Source organism: Paludibacter sp. 221, assembly GCF_010501035.1.
Classification (GTDB): Bacteria; Bacteroidota; Bacteroidia; order Bacteroidales; family Paludibacteraceae; genus QVMH01.
Genome location: NZ_QVMH01000024.1, coordinates 1 through 22,209 on the forward strand (window position 1 = coordinate 1; position 22,209 = coordinate 22,209).

The 22,209-nt window shown below is 40.7% G+C and carries 16 protein-coding genes; 7 read left to right on the forward strand and 9 right to left on the reverse strand.

The window, feature by feature from the left end:
• The first annotated feature begins 359 nt into the window (after positions 1–359).
• The 3 genes from D0T49_RS06815 to mltG all read left to right on the forward strand — a co-directional run bounded on the left by D0T49_RS06815 (position 360) and on the right by mltG (position 5,162).
• Entirely contained in the window at positions 360–725 is a 366-nt protein-coding gene (locus D0T49_RS06815) for a hypothetical protein (RefSeq protein ID WP_163629850.1), read from the forward strand.
• Positions 726–773: 48 nt separating this feature from the next.
• Complete coding sequence (locus D0T49_RS06820; RefSeq protein ID WP_163629851.1) at positions 774–3,899, forward strand: AsmA family protein; 3,126 nt, start codon at positions 774–776, stop codon at positions 3,897–3,899.
• 216 nt (positions 3,900–4,115) lie between these two features.
• Positions 4,116–5,162, forward strand: coding sequence for an endolytic transglycosylase MltG (mltG, locus tag D0T49_RS06825; protein WP_163629852.1), 1,047 nt, complete (start codon positions 4,116–4,118; stop codon positions 5,160–5,162).
• Here mltG and murB read toward each other — a convergent pair.
• The 6 genes from murB to D0T49_RS06855 form a co-directional block, all read right to left on the reverse strand.
• Positions 5,146–6,168, reverse strand: a complete 1,023-nt coding sequence (gene murB, locus D0T49_RS06830; RefSeq protein ID WP_163629853.1) for a UDP-N-acetylmuramate dehydrogenase — start codon at positions 6,166–6,168, stop codon at positions 5,146–5,148. The two genes, mltG and murB, sit on opposite strands and share 17 nt — an antisense overlap.
• Positions 6,165–7,076, reverse strand: coding sequence for a tRNA (adenosine(37)-N6)-dimethylallyltransferase MiaA (gene miaA, locus D0T49_RS06835; protein ID WP_163629854.1), 912 nt, complete (start codon positions 7,074–7,076; stop codon positions 6,165–6,167). The genes murB and miaA overlap by 4 nt, the downstream gene beginning before the upstream one ends.
• 109 nt (positions 7,077–7,185) lie before the next feature.
• The gene (locus D0T49_RS06840; RefSeq protein ID WP_163629869.1) at positions 7,186–7,740 is read right to left on the reverse strand and encodes a hypothetical protein; all 555 of its coding nucleotides are present in this window, start codon (positions 7,738–7,740) and stop codon (positions 7,186–7,188) included.
• A gap of 164 nt (positions 7,741–7,904) precedes the next feature.
• Positions 7,905–9,293, reverse strand: a complete 1,389-nt coding sequence (dnaA, locus tag D0T49_RS06845) for a chromosomal replication initiator protein DnaA (protein ID WP_163629855.1) — start codon at positions 9,291–9,293, stop codon at positions 7,905–7,907.
• 435 nt (positions 9,294–9,728) lie between these two features.
• Positions 9,729–10,634 carry an MlaD family protein gene (locus D0T49_RS06850; RefSeq protein ID WP_163629856.1) on the reverse strand — a complete coding sequence of 302 codons (906 nt, stop codon included), beginning with the start codon at positions 10,632–10,634 and terminating at the stop codon, positions 9,729–9,731.
• A gap of 81 nt (positions 10,635–10,715) precedes the next feature.
• Positions 10,716–11,789: an N-acetylmuramoyl-L-alanine amidase gene (locus D0T49_RS06855; RefSeq protein ID WP_203583437.1), complete on the reverse strand. Its 1,074-nt coding sequence runs from the start codon at positions 11,787–11,789 to the stop codon at positions 10,716–10,718.
• A 205-nt stretch (positions 11,790–11,994) separates the two neighbouring features.
• Here D0T49_RS06855 and D0T49_RS06860 point away from each other — a divergent pair, with 205 nt between their 5' ends.
• The 3 genes from D0T49_RS06860 to aroC all read left to right on the forward strand — a co-directional run bounded on the left by D0T49_RS06860 (position 11,995) and on the right by aroC (position 16,700).
• Positions 11,995–14,769 carry a putative LPS assembly protein LptD gene (locus D0T49_RS06860; RefSeq protein ID WP_163629857.1) on the forward strand — a complete coding sequence of 925 codons (2,775 nt, stop codon included), beginning with the start codon at positions 11,995–11,997 and terminating at the stop codon, positions 14,767–14,769.
• Between the two features lie 145 nt (positions 14,770–14,914).
• Positions 14,915–15,484, forward strand: a complete 570-nt coding sequence (locus tag D0T49_RS06865) for a peptidylprolyl isomerase (protein WP_163629858.1) — start codon at positions 14,915–14,917, stop codon at positions 15,482–15,484.
• A 148-nt stretch (positions 15,485–15,632) separates the two neighbouring features.
• Positions 15,633–16,700 carry a chorismate synthase gene (gene aroC / locus D0T49_RS06870; protein WP_163629859.1) on the forward strand — a complete coding sequence of 356 codons (1,068 nt, stop codon included), beginning with the start codon at positions 15,633–15,635 and terminating at the stop codon, positions 16,698–16,700.
• A gap of 331 nt (positions 16,701–17,031) precedes the next feature.
• On the opposite strand, the gene ndk is transcribed toward aroC, so the two are convergent.
• Entirely contained in the window at positions 17,032–17,493 is a 462-nt protein-coding gene (gene ndk, locus D0T49_RS06875) for a nucleoside-diphosphate kinase (RefSeq protein ID WP_163629860.1), read from the reverse strand.
• Positions 17,494–17,875: 382 nt separating this feature from the next.
• On the opposite strand from ndk, the gene D0T49_RS06880 reads away from it, so the two are divergent.
• Positions 17,876–18,421, forward strand: coding sequence for a hypothetical protein (locus D0T49_RS06880; protein ID WP_163629861.1), 546 nt, complete (start codon positions 17,876–17,878; stop codon positions 18,419–18,421).
• 186 nt (positions 18,422–18,607) lie between these two features.
• On the opposite strand, the gene recG is transcribed toward D0T49_RS06880, so the two are convergent.
• Together recG and D0T49_RS06890 are read right to left on the reverse strand one after the other, a co-directional pair.
• Positions 18,608–20,710: an ATP-dependent DNA helicase RecG gene (gene recG / locus D0T49_RS06885; RefSeq protein WP_163629862.1), complete on the reverse strand. Its 2,103-nt coding sequence runs from the start codon at positions 20,708–20,710 to the stop codon at positions 18,608–18,610.
• 231 nt (positions 20,711–20,941) lie between these two features.
• Positions 20,942–22,111 (reverse strand): peroxiredoxin, encoded by a 1,170-nt coding sequence (locus tag D0T49_RS06890; protein ID WP_163629863.1) that lies wholly within the window; start codon positions 22,109–22,111, stop codon positions 20,942–20,944.
• Positions 22,112–22,209 lie beyond the last annotated feature (98 nt).

Sequence of the window (22,209 nt, forward strand, 5' to 3'; positions counted from 1 at the left end):
AAAGGACAAGACTTATAGCTTGTAGCTGATAACTTGTAGCTAACTAAATCATTCCTCATTTTTGCTCGAAGAATGCAAGGACAAAAATAAAGGCTTTGTTTTTTTAGCACAAATATTTAACGGTATGAGGTAATATTGCGACAGATTTTGAATCTGTTTACTGCAAAAAGTATTGACACAAGTTGCGCTACGCTAAACTAGCGCCAATGGGAGTTGATTACTTTTATATGTTAATGCGGAAGTAGTAAAACTTACTAAAAAATGTTTCTGTTAATAAGATTTTGAAATATAGTTGTATTTTTGCTATCTGTTTACAACAACTAAGTGGATTTGTGTCAATTGGATAAATATAGAAATTTATGAAAAAGATAGTATTTTATTTTACAGCAATTGTTTTTGTTTCTTTGCTGTTTACAGCTTGTAAAGAAGAGCCTGTTTTTGACGAGGATTTGTTAATCGGGAAGTGGCGTATGGGCACTTTGTATGAAAAATACCTGCCGAATTACGATGGCTATACATGGGATACTTCCGAGGATGAGGATGTGGAAGAAGAAGAAGCACAGAAGTTTACATGGACATTGGTAAATTCTACATTAAGGCAAATTCATATTATGGAAATTGGAGGAAGCTTCCCTAAAACTTATACAGTAACGGAGCTTACATCGACAAAACTGACGTATGAGGATGATTTTGGTAAAGTTAAATCTTTTGTAAAGGTGGATTGATATTTGGGTGTACAAGCTATTTTCTTAATCTTATTGAAATAAAAAAGAATGAAGAAATCCCTTAAGATATTTTTGATTTCGCTGGCATCTTTGGTTTTGTTATTGGTTATCGTTGTCAGCATTGCTTTGTGGGTTGTTTTTACTCCTGAGCGGCTTACTCCTATTGTACGCAATCAGGCTGATAAGTACCTTACCTGCCAAACAGAAATACGGCGTGTGGAACTTACGTTTTTCAGTACTTTTCCGCACTTTGAACTAAAGGCCAACAATGTGAAGCTGAAAAATACAAGTATGGAATATCCTTGTGGCGATGCATTGCTGAGTGTGGGTAAAATAACTGCAAAGGTTGATGTCAAGGCTTTGTTGAAAAACAAAGAGTTGTTGTTGGATAATATCTGCTTGGCGGATGGCGAAATATGTGTCAGTACCGATGCAGAGGGAAATGCGAATTATGATGTTTTCGTGTCGGATACAACCGCGGTGGACGATTCGGATAGCGAATTTCCATTTAAACGTGTGGATGTTTCGTCTTTGGAGTTGAAAAACATGAATGTGGTATATGTGGATGAGATGTCGGGTACGACGTTTTTTGTTGATAGCTTTTCGGCCAAGATGAAAGGCTCGTTAAAAATGCCCGACATAGCACAGGCCAACCTTGAGATATATCCATTCAATTTGTCGTTTATAAACGACTCGCTGAAAGTACGTGCCGACCTTCAAAATTTTTCTACAAAGTTGAGTGCCGATTTAAATTCGGATAATGTCCGTGCCGATATAAGCATCCCTTCGTTTAAAACCTATCTGGATTATGCGGGCGAATCTTATATTAATGGTGCCGATTTGGAACTGACAGCTTTGGCAGGCGTGGATTTGTCGACGCAGAGAGCGAGTTTTGAGCGCCTTATGGCTTCTGTTAATGGAATGGCATTAAACCTTAACGGAATAGTAGGAAACGATACGGTAAGTAAAGGCATCTTTACTGACATTGCATATAAATTGGAAACATGGAATTTGACTGATTTGGTGGCTCTTGTGCCGCCATCGTTTGAGCATTATCTGGAGGGAATTGATGTGAGCGGGAAGATATCTTCGGCAGGAAAAATCAAAGGGCTTTATAATGATTCGGTCATGCCTTTGGTTGATGCGAATTTATCTCTCCATAATATATCGGTGGGATATGCGGAGATGTTGCCCTTTCCTGTAACCGATATTAATGGCGATATAAGTGTGTACACCGATTTGTCGGACGATGCTATATCGTATGTTAATATCAATACGTTTAAGGCAAAAACGCCGAAATCATCACTCCAAACTGCCGGAAAGATAGACCGGTTGTTCTCAGATATGCATATCGACCTGAAAACCAATGTATCGCTGCATTTGGCAGAGTTTAATACGTTAGTGCCCGATAGCATGAAGGTGGATATGAAAGGAAATGTGGCGGGGAGTATAAACACGGATGTAACCATGCAGCAGATAGAAAAAATGCAGTTGGAAAAGATGAAAGTGTCGGGTACGTTGGCACTGAATGGGCTGGATGTGGTTTACGACAGCCTATCGCTGAAAACAGATTATTCTAAGGTCGATTTCAGATTGCCAAATAATAATCCGTCGGGTAGGGGGGCGCGGTTTGTAGCTGCCAACATCACGTCGAATTCGTTAAAGGCTCAGAAGAAGGACGCTTTCAGCGCTTCGCTCAAGGATACACAACTAAAGTTGGAGGCCTCTGATATACGCGATACTACCGGTACTCCGGCGGTGTATGCCCATCTGATTTCGAAAAAAATAGAGGCGTCAGCCGATTCGATGAGCGTGCTGGCAAACGAGCCTTCGCTTGATTTTGCTATGGCACCCCAGCGGCGTAATGCAGGCAAGCCCCGTTTTAGCGTGAAATATAACGGGGGTAGCATCCGAGGTAATTTAGGAAGCGAGAAGGTGGATTTGGAAACGATTAATCTGGGTGCTACCGTTACCTATGATGAAGCTCAGGAAGATGTTTTCATGCGATTCATGCCAAGAGGTTTTGTTGATTTGAAAAACGGGGTTGTTGCTACCTCCATGTTATCATATCCGGTAGAGATACCCGCCGTGAAAATGGATTTTACTCCACGCGAATTTGAAGTGGAAAATGTGGGTGTGAAGATGGGTGCGTCGGATTTTACGCTTTGTGGAAAATTGAGCAATATACTGCCCTATTTCAGAGGCGATTCCATACTACGGGGCGATTTTACATTTCATTCTCCCAATACGGATATTCTGCAAATTATGAGTATGACCAGCGGTGCCGGAAGCGATGAGAAGAGTGAGAAAAAGCCGGAAGCAGAAGAGGACTCGTTCTCCGGTCCTTATATGGTGCCTAAGGGGATGGATATTTTGCTGCATACGGATATAAAGCAAGCTACGTTTGGGATAGATACTATTACAAAAATAAAAGGAGATGTGCGTGTGCACGATGGTATTTTGGTTATGGACGATCTTACGTTTACAACTCCCGGTGCCGACATGCAGCTTACGGCAATGTACCGTACTCCAAGGAAAAACCATTTGTATGTGGGGCTGGATTTTCATATGCTTGAGATTGAAATAAGTGACTTGCTGAGCATGATTCCTGAACTTGATTCGATAATGCCGATGTTGCGCTCGTTTGGAGGAAAAGGCGAATTTCATATTGCAGCCGAAACTTATCTGGACTCGCTTTATAATGTGAAGATGTCGACAATACGTGGAGCTTCGTCTATACGTGGCGAGGATTTGGTGCTTATGGATGGGGAAACTTTTAGTGAAATAGCCAAGATGCTTCGCTTTAATAAAAAGACAGAAAATAAAGTAGATAGTTTGAGCGCGGAGTTTACCGTGTTTCGTGATGAGATAGATGTTTATCCGTTTCTGATAGTGATGGATAAGTATAAAGCGGTAGTAGGAGGCCGGCACAATCTGGATATGAGTTTCGACTATAATATATCATTGGTTGATAGCCCGTTGCCTTTCAGGGCATCTGTCGACGTTAGTGGTAATTTGGATAAGATGAAGTTTAAGCTGGCTAAAGCAAAGTATCCTGATTTTTACCGTCCCGTATCGCGAAAGGTGGTTGATAGTGAACAGATGCAACTCCGTAAACTGATTCGAGAGTCGGTAACGCAGAAAGTAGTAAAGAAAGAAGAAGAGGATGAATAAAATAAGAGGTTGTTTAAATTTTTCACAAAGAAACAGTTATAGTTTTACATATGTCTTTTTCGCAATAAATTATGTCCTTTTTTGAAAAATTTCACCTTTCATTTTACTCTTTTAGCCCGCTAAAATCGTAAAATGAAGTCAAAATTTCCCTAAAAAATTACCAAAATTTATCTTGCGAGTAAAATTTAAACAACCTCTAAGAAGTAGCTGTTTTCTATGTTTAAAAAGAATTTTTCCAAGATATTTATTTTAATAGCTGCATTTTTCTTAATTGTTGCAGTAGGTGTTTCGCTTTATTATTACAAAGTATTTATTTCTCCGAACATATATACTGATAATAAGGAGAAAACATACATTAATATCTCTCAAAGTGTAGACACCCCCGATAGTGTAATAAAGATTTTACAAGAGAGAGTTCGGGTTAAAAATCTGAACTCGTTAAAAAAGGCTATTAAAAAATTTCAATATGCCACAGTTCGTTCCGGACATTATGAAGTGCATAACGGTATGGGTAATAAAGAGCTGATAAATATGCTTCAAAGAGGCTTGCAAAAGCCTGTTCGTGTCACTTTTAATAATATCCGTACCAAGGAGCAGCTTGCAGGTGTGCTGTCAAAACAACTGATGCCCGATTCGGTTTCAATCCTTACTTTGCTGAATGATTCGGAGTATTTGGCACGTTACGGTTTAAATCCTGAAAATGTTCTGGTTACCTTTATTCCTAATACGTATGAGTTCTTTTGGAATGTGGATGAGGGAAAGATATTTGAACGTATGTACCGCGAGTATGAAAAGTTCTGGACACCGGAGCGCAGAGAGAAAGCGACAGAGATTCCCCTGACTCCAATCGAGGTAAGTATTTTAGCGTCGATAGTAGAGGAGGAAACAAATAAAAGTTATGAATATTCTACTGTAGCGGGGCTGTATGTTAATCGGCTGAAAAGAAAAATTCCTTTACAGGCCGACCCTACAGTTAAGTATGCTATTGGCGATTTTGAAATAAGGCGCGTTCTGAATGTTCATCTGGATATTGATTCTCCTTATAATACCTATCGCTATAGAGGATTACCGCCGGGACCCATCCGTATTCCCTCGGTTCAGACTATTGATGCCGTTCTGAACTATGAAGAGCATAACTATATATATATGGTAGCAAAGGAAACTCTGAATGGAGAACACAATTTTGCATCTACCCTGAGGGAGCATAATAATAATGCCAATAAATACCGCAGGGCATTAAACCGGCTTAATATTTACAACTGATATAATTAACTTCGGGGTGCAACTCGATTCCGAATTTATTTTTTACCGATAACTGAATTTCGGCTGCAAGGTCAGCTATTTCTTTTCCCGTGGCATTTCCCATGTTTATTAGTACCAGTGGTTGCTTGTCATGTACTCCCGCGTTACCTATGTGTTTGCCCTTCCATCCGCATTGGTCGATGAGCCATGCAGCAGATATTTTTTCCTCAGTCGCAGAAATATAGTAATGAGAGATAGCAGGGTATTGCTGCTGCAATTCAAGAAAGGAGCCTTTTGAGATAACGGGATTTTTAAAAAAACTGCCTCCATTGCCTTGTTTCGCGGGGTCGGGTAATTTTTGTTCCCGTATTTCAATAATCGTGTTACGAATGTTCTGCAATGTTATCTCTCCCTTGTCGCGAACGGCAGTTTCCAAGTGGCAGTATTCGAAGGAGTAAACAGGTGTTTTGCTCAGTCTTAACAGGACTGAAGTTACTATGTATTTTCCTTTATATTGGTTTTTGAATATGCTATCTCTGTAGCCGTATTTACATTCGGCTTGAGAAAATGATACCGATTTATTGCTGCTTATTTCAAGTGCGTTGACTCTTTCTATCACATCTTTTATTTCCACACCATATGCCCCGATATTTTGAACGGCGGCAGCACCTACATGCCCCGGAACCAGCGACAGGTTTTCTATTCCATACCAACTTTTTTCTACGCAGTGGGCTACAAGGTCGTCCCATACCACGCCTGCACCTATCTCTATTAATACACTATCTTCGTTTTCATCAATGGGGCTGATAAACTTAATATCGGATTGAAGAATGGCTCCTTTAAAATCGGATAAAAAAAGAAGATTACTTCCTCCTCCCATCGCCAAAACCTGATTGGAGCGGACAATGTCTGATTCTATTACTTCGCGCAAATCGTCTACCGAATTGTATGTGATTAGATAATCGGCCTTAGCGTCGATACCAAAAGTGTTATATGGCTTTAGCGATACGTTTTCTTGTATTGTCATGAATCTTGAATTTTTTTACTGACAAAGTTCAATATTTCATCCTCGTCGCCGGGATGAAACCAATGAATTTCTTTGTCATTGTTAAACCAGCTTAACTGGCGTTTTGCATATCGTCGGCTATCCCGTTTTATTAGTTCTACAGCTTCCTCCAAAGTGATATTGCCACTCATATATTCATATAGCTCTTTATACCCCACAGTATTCAAGGTATTCAGATGCCTGAACTCATAAAACTGCCGCGCTTCTTCCAGTAGCCCGTCTTCCATCATCTTGTCCACACGCAGGTTAATACGCTCGTACAATTCTTCGCGTGGGCGAATAAGTCCTATTTTTATGATATTGAACGGACGTTTTTTTTCTTGTCCTGTCCGTATTTCAGAATAGGGTTTGCCGATTATGGAGCAGATTTCTAAGGCATGCAGTACCCGTTTGTGGTTTTGTAAGTCTACCAACTCATAATGTATGGGGTCGAGGCGTTTCAATTCTGATATGATAAACTCAGCTCCTTTTTCCTTGTATTCATTCAGCCAGAATTGGCGTGTTTCTTCGTCCACGGTAGGAATATCGTCAATACCCTTGCAAACCGCGTCTACATACATCATAGAGCCTCCTACAAGCATCACGGTGCTCATGGTGCTGAATAGTTCATTCAGCAATTTAAGTACATCCAGTTCGTACTGCCCGCTGTTGTATAAGTCGAAAATAGAATGTGAACCGATAAAATAGTGACGAACTTGTTCCAACTCTTTCTCGGTGGGGGCGGCTGTACCTATTTTCAGTTCTTTGTAGAACTGGCGCGAATCCGACGAAATAATAGGAGCAGCGAAATGTTTGGCTAAACGAACGCTGATGTCTGTTTTCCCCACCCCTGTAGGCCCTACCAAAACTAATAAAGTCGGTTTATTCATCGGTTACAAAAAAGAAGTGTAATAATTGGCAGTGCCTGAAATTAATAAAAAAACAGAAAATAAAAATGTTATTTTCTGTTTTCCGTTATTTTGTGGTTAAGCACTTTCTTTAAAAGTTAGGCTCTTCAGAAAACATGCTTTCGTCGAAACCTTCTTCGCCAAACCCTTCATCGTCCAGCTCTGAGATGTCAAAATCTTCGTCTCCATAAAAAGAATCGTCGAGAAGAACTTTTGATGTGATTGTCTGGATATTGTCAGAATACATTTGTTCCGGAGCATCTCCGTCTTTCACTGTACATTTGGCTTTGTCCAGATTCTTTCCGGTTGCTATTTCGCCCAATTCGATGAAAAAAGCCCTGTCCGATACAATGTCGAATACATATTGCAGCTTTTGTTTTTCATCAGTAATATAATCTTCCAATACGGTACTATCCATTACCAGATTATCGTATTCGGAGTCAGTATCCATTTCAATCAAAGTAATCTCCTGTTCACGTTCCCAATCGTCCGAGCAAAGGAAAAAAGAAGTCATCTGGTCTTTTGTATAATTTACCGAATCCAATATCGCTTCGTGCAGGTCGAAAAAGGTCGCTTCCGCATCAATATTGATTACGCGTACAAAATCATCGACCTCATCGGATAAGATTGTGAATTTATATACCATAGCTGTTTCTTTATATTTTTTTGATGTCGTAAAAATACTACTTTTTTTCGACATCACTCATATTTGTAATTTTTTTTCAGAAAAAAGTCGCTGAAAGTTTTTTACAACTACAGCGACTTTTTTGATTATGTTTTTTGACGAATTATTATTCTTTTTTCGTTGTCCTAAGAATTTTTTATTTTTTGCTCAATCTCGTTGACGCTTAGGCTGAAATTCTTATCAGTATCCATCAGGTCTTTCACTATTTTGCAGGCATGAAGCACGGTAGCATGGTCGCGCTGACCAATAGCTTCGCCTATCGACGCCAGTGAATTTTTTGTATGATTTTTCGAAAGGTACATGGCTATCTGTCGGGCTTGCACCACCTCACGTTTGCGGCTTTTTGTAGAGATGGCTTCGACCGAAAGCGAGAAATACTCACAAACAATATCACGTATTTTTTCTACAGTGTTAACCTTAGGCGTGATGTTTACTATCCGGCTGATTATTTTTTCGGCCAGTTGTATGTTTATCGGAGCATTCGTCAATGTCGAATGTGCCATCAATGATACAAGAACACCTTCCAAATCCCGTACATTATCTACCACGTGCTCTGCTATATATTCCACTACCTCGTGAGGAATGTCGAGCCCGTCGCGGTAAATTTTATGTTCCAGAATTGATTTGCGCAATTCAAAGTCCGGTTTTTCTATTTCGGCAGACAGCCCCCATTTGAAGCGTGTAAGAAGCCGTTGCTCCAGCCCTGCCATTACAATAGGCGAACGGTCGGAAGTTAACACCAACTGCTTGCCTGACTGGTGCAGGTGGTTGAAGATATGGAAAAAAGTATTTTGTGTCCCCGTTTTTCCGGCAAACTCCTGAATATCGTCAACAATAAGTACGTCTATTGTTTGGTAGAAATTCAGAAAATCGTTTGTCGTATTATTTCTTACAGCATCCGTGTACTGAATTTGAAATGTGTTGGCGGTAACGTACAGCACTCGTTTTTCAGGGTGCAACTGTTTCGACATTACGCCGATAGCATTTGCCAAATGGGTTTTTCCTACTCCCGACTGTCCGTATACGAGCAAGGGGTTGAAAATAGTTTTACCCGGTTCATTTGCGATGCTGATTCCGGCAGTACGTGCTAATTTGTTACTGTTCCCTTCAATAAGGTTGTTGAAATTGTAAACAGGATTAAGTTGCGGATCGAGCTCCGGTAGCTGTACCTTCTGATAAGGGCCGGCGTAAGTCGATACTTGTTTCTTTGGTTTAGGTTGTTCTTCGGCACTTGGAATTTGCGTTCCCTCGCCGCTCGATTTATCTATAAGAACCCTATACTCAAGTCTTGTGCCTGTGCCGACCTCCCTATACAATGTCATCCGAAGAAGGTCGATGTATTTTTCTTCGATGTACTCAACAAAAAATTGGCTTGGAACTTGTAAAACAAATACATTATCTTCGTACTTCAGCGGAACTATCGGCATGAACCATGTATTATACGATGCCTCGGTTATGTTATCTTTGATAACAGCCAAGCAGCGTTCCCATAATTGTTCATGAATTTTGTTCATTGTTTATTAAAATCGAAAAAATAATATAGTATGTTTTGTCTGAGGTTCAGTGGAATAACTCAACACGCCTTATTGCAAATCGTGTTTCACAAAATTCTGAAACTTTTTTCATTCGTACAAATAATATTTCCTTGCAAAAAAAATACAATTTACATTCTTTTTAATATCAGGCGTTTATGCTAAATGTGTGATAATTAGTGTTTTGAAATCCATTCGCATCTGAATATGCCTGATTTTAAACGTGTTGACTTTTTGAAAGCCTTAATGTGTTTGTATGAAATGAAAAACTGAAAACCCACTTAGAATATGGGGTTTTCAGTGGATGAAAATTGTTATGCTGATTATTTTTATTTTTAGAATTATTCTAAATAAAAAATCTATTGACAACAAAAAAGAGAAAGAAAAGTTTTGCGGTTAAAATAAAAAAACATGTATTTATTTTCTTCCGAATAACGAGAAGTGAACATAGCGTTTAGGATTGTTCTGCAGGTCGATAACCAAGCTGTCGGCGCTGTTACTTAGGCTTGATAAGTTGGTGTATAGCTGCCTGTCGTTGAGCAATGCTCCCAACGTGCCGTTGTCGTTATTTATTTTGTTTGCCACATCTCCAAAGTTTTGGATGGTATAATCCAGTGCCGAGAATGTAGAGTTGAAGTCTACCTGTTTTATATTCTTTCCTATGTCCGAAAAATCGCTTATCAGTACATCAGCTTTGTTTAATATACCCGGAAAATCATTTATCATGATACCTTTCAGTTGCGATGAGCTTACTTCAAAATCCGCAGTAATTTTCTCGATAGAAGCAAGGCTGTTTGTCAGGCTTTCGTTTTCGATAACGCTCCGAATCGAGCGGATAAGCGAATCAGCCTGATTGGATAGTGTGGCTATCTGAGGAAGAAGGCCGGCCGATAGCTGGTCAATCAGTCCCATGCTTACTTGCGATTCGATAGTGTCTTCGGCAGCATAAAAAGCAGTTGATTGGGCTTCGTGAGGTATCAGTAGCTGGATGGCCTTACCGCCCATGATACCGTCGTCATACAGTTCTATTTTAGTGCCTTTCGGCAGTTTTATATCCTTCGATACAGAAACCTTTACGGTGAAAGAAGTCTCGCGGCTGAAATCATACTTTATTTCATCTACCTGTCCTACTTTATATCCCTTGACATATACAGGGGTGGACACAACCAGCCCGCCTATATTGTCGTATTGCGCGTAGTAACTATAGGTCGACGAGAATATATTTATGCCTTTAAGGAAATTCAGTCCGAAATACAACAAAAAAAGTGCTCCTATAATAATAATTCCGAGCTTTAATTCGCGTGTAAGATATTTTTTTTTCATATTTATATGGATATGTTTGTTTTGGTTCGATGCTGAAAAAAGAAAGAGAGTGGTGAACCCTCTTTTTTTTTTAAAGTCTTATTATTTTTCTGATATTGCTTTAGCCTCGTTCACGGGAATTTTTCTGTCGCCTAAGAAAGCAATGATGAAAGCATCCGGAAATTTGGACTGGAGGCTGTTTTTTGTTTTCACAATTTTATTGTAATCGGTAGTGTCGCCGGTAGTATATTTGTAAACGCCGCCTTCTATATATACGTCTATGTTGCGTACACCTTTGAATGTTTTGTCGTTGGTTTTCAGTTCTGTTTTTGACGCCGCCACCTGAACTTTGAAAACAGGTTTGTCTTTATTATTGTTTGTAGCGCCATTTGATGTTACTGTGGTTATCCCCGATTTTTTATCATAATCGCGCTTGTAGGCATCAAAAGCATTGCTTATAGCCGCGGCAAGCTCGTTTTGACCTTTGGCGGATGCCATGTATTTCTCCTCGGCGGGATTGGTTATAAAACCAAGTTCGACAAGTACTCCTGGGCAGGCTGAGCGGTGCAGTACGATAAGCTCACTTTCTTTCACCCCCCTGTTGCCTCGCTTACAGTCGTTTGTAAATTTATCCTGTATGTTTGATGCAAACCACACGCTGCGTTCCATATATTTGTTTTGCATAAATTCAAACATGATATACGATTCGACCGATGTGGGGTCGAAGCCTTCGTATCTTGTTTTATAATCATCCTCAAGCAAAATAACGGAGTTTTCGCGCATGGCTACATCCAAGTTCGACTTCGATTTGGATAGTCCGAACACAAAAGTCTCGGTTCCGCACACTTTCTTATCCTTTGTGGCGTTAGCATGTATTGAGATGAACAGGTTGGCTTTGTTTTTATTAGCCAGTTCGGCACGTTCAAATACGGTCAGGTAAGTGTCGTTTTTTCGGGTGTACAACACTTTTACATCCTTGTGGTTTTTTTCTATCAGGTTGCCAAGTTTCAGGGCTACGTCCAGATTGATTTTCTTTTCTTGCGAGATAGCACCCAAAGCGCCGGGGTCGCGTCCTCCATGTCCGGCATCAATTACCACTGTGAATGGTGTGTTTTGTGCAAACAAATTGCCGACGAACAAGAATAGTATGTAAATAAAAATCTTTTTATTTATCATTATTATGTCTTTAAAATCTTGGAGTAAGGAATTAGGGTTACTGAAAAAATTATTTGCAAAAATAACCTTTTTTCTTCTGTTTCAGTATTAATAGTAATTGTATTTTTCAAATTATTCATAAAAAAACACTATAGTGCTAAACTCATCTCTTTTTTTCACTAACTTTGCAAACCTAAAAATTTCAAGAAAACCAGAATCCAGACGGATGCAAATCTGTAACCGATTATATTCCCATAAGATTAGTAAACTACTGCTGTTGTTATTGCTGTTGGTTGCTTCAACTTCCCTTTTTCGTGGGTTTGCTGCGTCTGTTGATGTGGAGCAGGAAAACAACCCAACGGTTTCGCCAGAAATGGTGCAAACGCCCGACTCTATCTCTCCGGCAGAACTACCTGCCGATTCGGTACCCCAAAAGCCTAAAAAATCGAACAGCATAGATGCGCCTATTGAATATACAGCACAGGATTCTATCGTTTTTTTAGGGAGTGGAACAGGGTTTTTACATGGTCAGGGCGATGTGAAGTATAAGAATATAACTTTGAAAGCCGACTTCATAAGGGTGAAAATGGATAGCAGCCTGCTTTACGCCCGTGGAACCACCGACAGCATCGGCGAAGTGATTGGCGACCCTATATTTGGAGAGGGCGAGACGGAGTACAACTCGAAAGAAATACTTTACAATTTAAAGTCGGGAAAAGGTTATGTGATGCGTGCAGTTACGCAGCAGGGCGAAGGTTATATTGTGAGCGAAAAAACCAAGAAAACGGATGACGAGTCGCTCACGATTGCCGATGCTAAGTACACAACCTGCGACGACCACGACCATCCGCACTTTTACCTGCATATAAAAAGGGGGATAGTGAAACCGGGACAACACATAGTGTCAGGTCCTGCACAGTTGGTATTGGCAGATGTGCCCTTGCCGCTTGCAATACCTTTCGGTTTTTTCCCTTTCAGCAACCAATACTCTTCGGGGCTGCTGATGCCCACCTTTACCGACGAGCTTACGCGTGGACTGGGGCTTGTGAATGGCGGTTACTATTTTGCATTCAACGATTATGTGGATATGGAGCTGCTGGGCGAGATTTATACCAAAGGAACGTGGGCTGTGAGCGCGCGGTCGTCGTATATAAAAAAGTATAAGTTCAGCGGAAATGTCAGCGTCAGTTATCGTGAAGATGTTACAGGCGAAAAAGATTTTCCTGACTACCAAAAGGCTAAGAGTTTGCGTGTGAACTGGTCGCACCGTCAGGATGCCAAGGCAAATCCTTACCGCACCTTGTCGGCAAGTGTCGATTTCTCTACCAGTGGTTATAACAGGAACAATATTAATACATATTACAATCCTAATATAAACTCGCAAAACACCAAGAGTTCAAGCATTACGTTCACACAGCGGTTTCCTAATATCCCTGTGCTTTCTTTGTCGGGCGGTATGCAGGTAACCCAGAAAACGAGCGACTCTACCATTTACATGTCGCTGCCCAACCTTTCTGTGTCGGTGAGCCGTATCTATCCGTTGAAGCGTAAAAACGCGATAGGTAAAGAACGCTGGTACGAGAAAATTTCGATGAGTTATTCAGGTTCGTTAGCCAATAGTATCCAGACTAAGGAGAATCAGTTGCTGACTTCCTCGTTTGCCCGCGACTGGAAAAATGGTATGCGGCATTCCATTCCTATATCAGCGTCTTTCACGCTTTTCAACTATATTACCGTTACACCTTCGTTTACGTACAACGAGCGTTGGCATACACGTACCATCCGTAAACGCTGGGACGATACTGCTAACAAGGCGGTGAATGATACGGTAAACGGGTTTAGCCGCAATTTTGATTTCAGCGGAGGGGTAACAGCGCAAACCAAACTCTACGGATTTTATACTCCGATACGCTCTATCTTTGGCGATAAAGTGGATAGGATAAGGCACGTATTGACCCCAAGTGTAGGTTTTAGTTATAATCCCGATTTTTCAGACTCGATGTGGGGATTTTATGATACCTACGTGAAGCCCGACCCATTAGGCCCGTATCCGGGATATAAGGAGGAAAAATATTCTATTTATGAAGGAACGTTGTATGGAGGGCCCGGTACCGGAAAGTCGGGGAGTGTAAACTTCTCGCTAGCCAACAACCTTGAAATGAAAATAAGGAATGATAAAGATACTACAGGCAGTGCGCCGACCAAGATAATAAGCCTGATTGACAATTTTTCGTTGAGCAGCAGTTATAACCTGATGGCCGACTCGATGAACCTCTCAAATATCAATGCGAACCTGCGGTTGAAATTCGGCAACAAAACAGTTAACCTCAGCGGGGTGTTCGACCCCTATATGTATGCTGTGCATGCTGATGGCACTCCATACAAAACAGCCGAATATACATGGAATCATGGTAAGTTTCCTCATTTTTTGGGTACACAAACATCGTATGGCTTTACGCTTGATAACAATACGCTGAAAAAGTGGTTTGGCGGTAAAGACGACAAAAAGGCTGCGCCTGATGGCAGTGCGCAAGGGGAGGAAACTACCGAAGGCGAAACGCAGACTACAACAGCCCCGAAAAAAAAGCAGCGTGCCGAGCTGGATAACGAGGGGTACGAAAAAGTGGATGTGCCGTGGAGCATCAGTATAAACTATTCGGTGTCGTACCGTCCGTCGATGGTAAAAGAGGATTTTTTGTATGATAAGATGAGGTACAAAATGCGGTTTACCCACAGTTTGAGTTTGTCGGGAAGCCTTACTTTGACAAATAACTGGCGTTTTACGGGTAATACTACTTACGACTTTAAGGCTAAACAATTTACGCAGGTAAATATTAATGCTACCCGTAATCTGCACTGCTGGACGATGACAGCAAGTTTTGTACCCTTTGGTTATTACAAATCATATAATTTCCGTATTGGTGTGAATGCGAGTATGCTGCAGGAGTTGAAGTATGAAAAACGCAGTCAGTACAACTCAAATCCGGTAGTTTGGTATTAAGTTTGTAATTTACTGCTGACTAAGAAACTGTTTTGAATTTTACGAATATTTTTAGGTCTGTTTTTATGGTATTCTTTCATGCTAAGACGATGTACTTATTCTGAAAACAAGAAAATAAACTATTTAAATAAAACAATAAGAAAAAATGAAAATTACAGTAAACAAGTATGTTGCGGCCGAATACGAATTGCGTGTTGACGCAGCAGCTGAAGGCGGCGAATTGGAATTGATGGAACGTGCAACGAAAGAAGAGCCGTTGACATTTATTTTCGGGGTAAACATGATGCTTCCGAAATTCGAAGAACATCTTTTCGGCTTACAAAAAGGTGATAAATTCGATTTTACTATAAACAACGAAGACGCTTATGGCCCTTATATGGACGAAAACGTTATCGACTTGGATCGTTCTATTTTCGAGATAGACGGAAAGCTTGATACCGAGATGATAGCAGAGGGCAATATGGTACCTTTGATGGATTCGGACGGCAACCGCCTGAATGCCCAGATAGTAAAGGTAGGAGCAGATAAAGTTACAGTTGACCTGAACCATCCGTTGGCGGGAGAAACATTGCACTTTAAAGGAAGCATCCTTGAAGTACGTGATGCTACCGAGCAGGAATTGGCATCGTTGATGGGAGGCGGCTGTGGTTGCGGCGGTTGCGACGATGGCGATTGCGATAGCGACGACGGTTGTGGTTGCGGTGGTTGCCACTAAGAAGCGTAATTATTAAGAACTCTTTTTATATTATGGATATTGTGCGGTTGTGTGCAATATCCATTTTTTTAGATTTTACTTTTTCACTACTTTTGTTTTTTGATAAAATAACAAACTGGTGAAACAAACGGAATAATAATAGCAGGATATGTCGAATACGTTTGGAAAAATATTTACGTTTACTTCGTTTGGTGAGTCGCACGGGCGGGCAATCGGGGGTATTGTTGACGGATGCCCGTCTAACATCGAGATAGACGAGGAATTTATTCAAAGTGAGTTGAACCGTCGTCGTCCCGGTCAGTCCGACATTTCCACACCTCGCAAAGAAGATGACAAAGTGGAGTTTCTCTCAGGTATTTTCGAGGGAAAAACTACCGGAACGCCCATTGCTTTTGTTATTTGGAATACCAACCAGCATAGCCACGACTACGAGCATCTGAAAGACGTTTACCGTCCGTCGCACGCCGATTTTACGTATCAGCAGAAATATGGCATACGCGACCACAGGGGCGGGGGGCGTAGCTCGGCCCGCGAAACAGCGGGTAGGGTAGTGGCAGGAGCTATCGCAAAGTTGGCTCTCAGAAACGTAGGTGTCGAAATCGTTGCTTATACTTCGCAAGTGGGGCATATCAAAATGCAGCAAACCGCAGGTGAGGTAGATTATTCTTTGATAGAAACCAACCCGGTTCGCTGTCCGGAGCCTGATACCGCCGATAAGATGATATCTTATATCAAAGAAATGAAAGAGCAGGGAGATTCTGTAGGAGGCATCATTGCTTGTACGGTAAAGAATGTGCCCGTGGGCTGGGGAAATCCGGTGTTTGATAAACTTTCGGCACGTCTGGCACAAGCTATGTTCAGTATAAACGCCGTACACGGATTTGATTATGGCGAAGGTTTTGAAGGTGTAGGCATGAAAGGCTCGGAAATAAATGATGCCTTTATTGCGGGAAAAGGCATGCCGAATACCCTTACCAATTATTCGGGCGGGATACAAGGCGGGATAAGCAACGGACAAGATATTGATTTCCGGGTTTTGTTCAAGCCTGTTGCTACCATATCAAAACCACAGCGTACTGTAGATGTTCACAATCAGGAGATTGAATTAAAAGCGCATGGGCGGCACGACCCCTGTGTTCTTCCCCGTGCAGTGCCTATAGTAGAAGCTATGACTGCTATAGCTCTGATGGATTTTTATTTGATGGATAAAGGCTGACCTAACTGCCTCTTAGTAGCTGTTAGGAAATAAGATATGTTTTAAAAAAAAGTATGCTGGCTTTTTCGGCTTGGCACGTTTTTTCCAAAATCCGGCAATGTACTGAAAAATAGTTGGTAAAACTATCAGCAAAATAATTATTATCTTCCGCGTGAAGTTGACGAGGACATAGGCTCTGCTGAGGAGCAACCTATCAACAATAAACTTCAGTAATATGCCACTTCACCGTAAATCCACTGTGTTAAATCGCGAAATCGCAACTATCTGAAAATCAAATAATTACACTTTTTTGTTTTTAAAAACATGTATACCTTATGTATACCTTCTTTTATCACACTTCATCATTTGCATACAGATAGTCGAACGATATTTTCTTGAAATCAAAAAATTCGTTCTTCTTAAAAAAACGTGCTAACTCTATCTCGGCGTTTTCAGGAGAATCGGACGCATGCACAATATTCTCCTGCGTACTGATTCCGAAATCGCCCCGTATAGTTCCGGGCGCTGCATTCCGGCAATTCGTAGAGCCGGTCATTGTACGTACTACATTTACGGCATCCAGCCCTTCCCAGCAACAAACAATAACAGGTGTTATCATCATGGCATCTTTAAGGCGTTGAAAAAAAGGACGCCCCTCGATATGGGCATAGTGTTCCGACAGTATCTCATCATCCAACTGCATCATCTTGATACCGCATAAACGCAAGCCCTTACGTTCGAAACGGGAGATAACCTCACCTACCAATTCGCGCTGAATGGCACTGGGTTTTAAAATCACAAGTGTTCTTTCCATAGTTATATTTTTTTAGTTACGAGTTACTTCGCCCTTCGGACAGTTACCAGTTACAAGCTAGTAATTACCAGTTATTAGTTAGCAGTTATTAGTTTCTTAGTCGATTGACAGTTCAAATTTTCACAGATTTAAAACAGATTTGGTTAATCCAAAGTATGGCTAATTGCCATTTTTGAATCGTAAATTTTATACACAGTGTAAAATTACAAAAATTATTTTTACCGTGTACAATTATCCAATAGCTCGTTAGTGTTTAGATAGCTTTTATATTGTATAAAATAAACTCTTTAATTTTTTGTTTGTTTTTTATAGCTTTTTACCTGTTCTTCAGATATTTCTATTATCTTTGATATTCAAGTTAACGCTAAAAAAGTATCTAATCATGAAAAAAATTAAATTACAGTGGATTTTATTGGCGATATTGTCGCTAGTTTTTTATTCGTGTGAAGTAGGGAATGAACCCGAAGAAGATGCTACGGCAATAGGCTGGGCAGAAATAAAGGGAGGAAATAAACATGATATCCATACCTTTATTGTACGAACGACGGATATATCTTCCTCTTTTAAGAGCGGGACTGTATACAGTCATAGTATCGTATTAACAGATGTCAACAGAAGCGCTGTTTATCTTCAATTCGCATGCTTTTCTAGTACTCCCGAAATAGAAGGTACCTATTCCGATTCTTTCGAGAATAAATGGGAGTCTAAGGCAAGTGATTATATCGGTCACTATGGAACTATGGTAGAATCACGCTTAGATTATAAACGGGGACTCTATTTTAATAATGGTGGTACTGTAAAAATTTCAAAAGAAGGGGAATTATATACCATAAAAATCAATGTGGAGTGTGTTATCAACGATAATGATTATGAACGGCTGATAAATCTTGAAGTATATTGTAAAGCCAAACCCGAAATTAAGGAATGAGTCATATTAAAAGTAATTGCAGGTTTTGTTTATTTGAAAAACAAGAGAGAGATAAACGTAAAAAATGAGCGTCTCATACCGCTCATTTTTTATGATAATACTAGTTTGTTTTGTATTATTTCTGTTTAGAATGTCTGATTAGAGATTCTATTCCTACCGACACAATTTCTTTATTTTTAATTAATATCAACCTATCACACTCCAGTTAAAATTTTTATTCCTCATCTTGCGCAATTGCAATGCAAGTATTTTATTTTCTTCTTTCTCCAGCATCGGGTCTTCTTCCAGTATATCCATAGCTGTTTGGCGGGCTATTTCAAGCATTTTACCATCCTTAGCCAAGTTGGCTATTTTCAGGTCGAACGGTATTCCACTTTGCTGGGTTCCATCCAGATCGCCCGGTCCCCGTAGCTGCAAGTCCGCTTCCGATATTTCAAAACCATCTTTTGTCCTTACCATTATTTCCATACGCTTGCGGGTATCAGCCGAGAGTTTATAGCTGGTAAGTAGGATACAAAAAGACTGGTCGGCTCCACGTCCCACGCGACCACGCAACTGATGCAACTGCGACAGCCCGAAGCGCTCAGCATTTTCAATTACCATTACCGAAGCATTAGGCACATTTACACCTACCTCTATCACAGTAGTGGCTACCATAATCCGGGTTTTACCTTCCACGAACTTTTGCATCTGATAGTCCTTATCGGCAGCTTTCATCTTACCGTGAACCATGCTTATCTGGTACTGTGGAAACGCCTCACGCATATATTCAAACCCTTCTTCCAGATTGCGTAAATCCATTTTTTCCGATTCCTGTATCAACGGATACACTATATAAACCTGCCTTCCGGCTTCTATCTGTTTGGCGATAAAGCCATTCAGCGCATTCCTCTTATCCTGATAATAATGGAATGTCTGTATCGGTTTGCGCCCGGGAGGCAACTCGTCTATCACCGATACACTCAGGTCACCGTAAAGCGTCATAGCCAGCGTACGGGGAATAGGTGTAGCCGTCATCACCAACACATGTGGAGGATTCACGTTTTTTCGCCAAAGGCGTGCGCGCTGTTCCACTCCAAAGCGATGCTGCTCGTCGATAACCACCAAGCCTAGGTTTTTAAACTGAACCGTATCTTCTATTAACGCATGTGTACCTACAAGCAAATGAAGTTCACCGTTACGCAACTGCTCGTGCAGTTTCTCCCGTTCTTTTAGCTTAGTGGAGCCTGTAAGTAAGGCGACATTTACACCTAAATCGCCCAACATTTCGGTAAGCGAAACAAAATGCTGTGTTGCCAAAATCTCGGTAGGAGCCATCATAGCTGCCTGATAACCATTGTCAACAGCCATCAGCATAGCCATTAATGCAACCAGTGTTTTCCCACTGCCCACATCCCCCTGTAGCAACCGATTCATTTGCTTACCCGTGCCAACATCAATACGGATTTCGCGCAATACCCTCTTTTGTGCTCCTGTCAGCTCAAAGGGCAGATAGTCATTATAGAATTTATTGAAATAATAGCCTATATGCTCAAAAAGAAGCCCCTTTATATTATGATTGCGCCAACTCGTTTGCTGCAAAATGCTCAACTGGATGTAGAACAATTCTTCGAACTTCAGTCGCTGCCTCGCATCGTTCAGTATTTTTGCATTTTGCGGAAAATGGATATTCTGCAACGACTCCTTCAAGTTGAGCAGGGCGTATTTCTTCAATACATACTCCGGAAGGCTCTCGGGCAGATTACTGTTTTTCAGGGGTTGAACAACGGAAAAAACAATTTTCTGAACGGCTTTCGAATTCAGGTAATTATTCTTCATTTTCTCCGTAGTATTGTAAAAAGGCTGCAACCCCATTTGTTCTACAGGTGGAAGCTCCGACAGCAGTTCCATTTCGGGGTGCGCTATATTGTAATGCCCGTTGAATAAGGTTGGCTTACCAAAAACAACATATTCGGTATTTACCTTATATTTGTCCAAGATATATTTTATTCCCTTAAACCACACCAGTTCAATCACTCCTCCGTGCCCATCCGAAAAAGCGGCCGTAAGCCGCTGGTTACGTCCCTCGCCTACTTTTTCGAAACGGACAATCCTGCCCTTCACCTGAATAAAAGGCATATCTTCCGAAATTTCATGCAGATAGTAAAAGCGGCTGCGGTCTACGTATTTATATGGGTAATGACGAAGTAAATCGTCCACTGTACGAATACCGAGTTCTTTGTTCAGCATATCGGCCCGCTTGGGACCAATTCCGGCTATAAACTTAATATCTTGTGTAGAAAAATCCAATCCGACTATATTATCACGATTTGTTAACTTAAAGCAAAGATATATTGGTTATACAAAAATAGTGAAATTTATAAGAACATACCTATTTCGTCGTTTAAGAAAGACAGGAAAAAAGAAATCTCCTATTAGCATCTTTATTTACTAATAGGAGATTAATCTGTTCTGAAAAAGGGGCTGCCTCAAAAGTCTTTTTTGGGACACTCTCTTTAAAATATGTTTTGTTCTATAACATCACTTATTCACAGATAAAAGATTCAGATCGACCAACCGGGCAGAACGCTCCTTTACCACACCATCTTTATCTATCAAATACATGGTAGGTGTGCCCACTATACCGTAAGTTTTAAAGTTAACGCCATCAAAACCCTCGTAATCACAAATCTTGGTTTTCCATGGAAACGGGGCAGACGACGACTCAAAAATATGCTCATCAAGGTCGGACGAGACAGTAATGATTTCGTAACCTTTCTTCTTTATTTCAGCATAATGCTTAACAAGTTCTTGCATCTGTATTTCACAGTTTTCGCATCCTGTTTCGTGAAAAACAAGCAATACATTCTTCGGCGCGATTTTCTTCCCATCTACATCTAAATGGGGAGCTTTGAATCCCGGACGGACTTTATGCTGCTCGAAAGCTGCGTATACCTTGCCGCTGGGATGTTTTATCCTGTTGGAATTTATCAAATACGACACAATAGTGTCTTGTGCTGCTTCCCAGCCAAATTGGAAGCAGATTGTTATCAAATCGTCGCTCAACGCATCGAAAACCGCTTTATCCCTTGTGCGTTTCAGCACCTCGGTCATATCAATACCAAAGTCTTTTTTATTTGAATATAACTCAAAAGTGCCTGATATTACATCATTCCACATGGCACTGGTGTACAAAGCCTCAACATCCAATTCTTTACGCAAATAGCTACGCAATTGATATACAGGGGTACGTTTTTGTTTAAGTTCCTCGTTATATTGCATCAACTTCAAATAGCGTGAAGCATATAGCCCGTTACCCGAAACCGGAGATGTACGGCCGCTGAAAAAATTTATCAGATAGTTATTCTCCACCGAATTTTTGAACGAAACACCATCCTGTGGGTTAGCCGATAACGAGAAATTCTCGTTATTAATAATCATCTCTATTCCTCCTCCTTTTCCTCCTTTAAAAGCCAAAGTGCCAGCGCCCTTATAGCCTGAATAAGATTGTGGTATCTGCAACACAGCTTCGCCTTTGGCATCGATACGTCCTCCCAATACCGAATCGGTTTTCTGCCCATGATAAAAATATAAAACGTACTCTCTGCCTGCCTCCGACGAAAGACTCAATTGGATAGTTTGTGCCCTAACACTACTAAGAGCCATCAAAAAAACAGATAAAGAAAATAATACGTATCTTGATCGTTTCATAATTCAATAGCCAAAAATATCTGTAAATTAATAGTAAAATTACCTATCCTTTTCTTTAATCAAGGATAAATAAACCAAACACACAACACATAGAAAAT

What these genes read in the sequence shown, in the direction of transcription:
- D0T49_RS06890 (WP_163629863.1), bottom strand. Translation starts at nt 22,111, where the DNA reads ATGAAACGATCAAGATACGTATTATTTTCTTTATCTGTTTTTTTGATG.
- D0T49_RS06860 (WP_163629857.1), top strand. Translation starts at nt 11,995, where the DNA reads ATGCAAATCTGTAACCGATTATATTCCCATAAGATTAGTAAACTACTG.
- D0T49_RS06880 (WP_163629861.1), top strand. Translation starts at nt 17,876, where the DNA reads ATGAAAAAAATTAAATTACAGTGGATTTTATTGGCGATATTGTCGCTA.
- miaA (WP_163629854.1), bottom strand. Translation starts at nt 7,076, where the DNA reads ATGAATAAACCGACTTTATTAGTTTTGGTAGGGCCTACAGGGGTGGGG.
- ndk (WP_163629860.1), bottom strand. Translation starts at nt 17,493, where the DNA reads ATGGAAAGAACACTTGTGATTTTAAAACCCAGTGCCATTCAGCGCGAA.
- D0T49_RS06815 (WP_163629850.1), top strand. Translation starts at nt 360, where the DNA reads ATGAAAAAGATAGTATTTTATTTTACAGCAATTGTTTTTGTTTCTTTG.
- D0T49_RS06820 (WP_163629851.1), top strand. Translation starts at nt 774, where the DNA reads ATGAAGAAATCCCTTAAGATATTTTTGATTTCGCTGGCATCTTTGGTT.
- dnaA (WP_163629855.1), bottom strand. Translation starts at nt 9,293, where the DNA reads ATGAACAAAATTCATGAACAATTATGGGAACGCTGCTTGGCTGTTATC.
- D0T49_RS06850 (WP_163629856.1), bottom strand. Translation starts at nt 10,634, where the DNA reads ATGAAAAAAAAATATCTTACACGCGAATTAAAGCTCGGAATTATTATT.
- D0T49_RS06865 (WP_163629858.1), top strand. Translation starts at nt 14,915, where the DNA reads ATGAAAATTACAGTAAACAAGTATGTTGCGGCCGAATACGAATTGCGT.
- D0T49_RS06840 (WP_163629869.1), bottom strand. Translation starts at nt 7,740, where the DNA reads ATGGTATATAAATTCACAATCTTATCCGATGAGGTCGATGATTTTGTA.
- aroC (WP_163629859.1), top strand. Translation starts at nt 15,633, where the DNA reads ATGTCGAATACGTTTGGAAAAATATTTACGTTTACTTCGTTTGGTGAG.
- mltG (WP_163629852.1), top strand. Translation starts at nt 4,116, where the DNA reads ATGTTTAAAAAGAATTTTTCCAAGATATTTATTTTAATAGCTGCATTT.
- D0T49_RS06855 (WP_203583437.1), bottom strand. Translation starts at nt 11,789, where the DNA reads ATGATAAATAAAAAGATTTTTATTTACATACTATTCTTGTTCGTCGGC.
- murB (WP_163629853.1), bottom strand. Translation starts at nt 6,168, where the DNA reads ATGACAATACAAGAAAACGTATCGCTAAAGCCATATAACACTTTTGGT.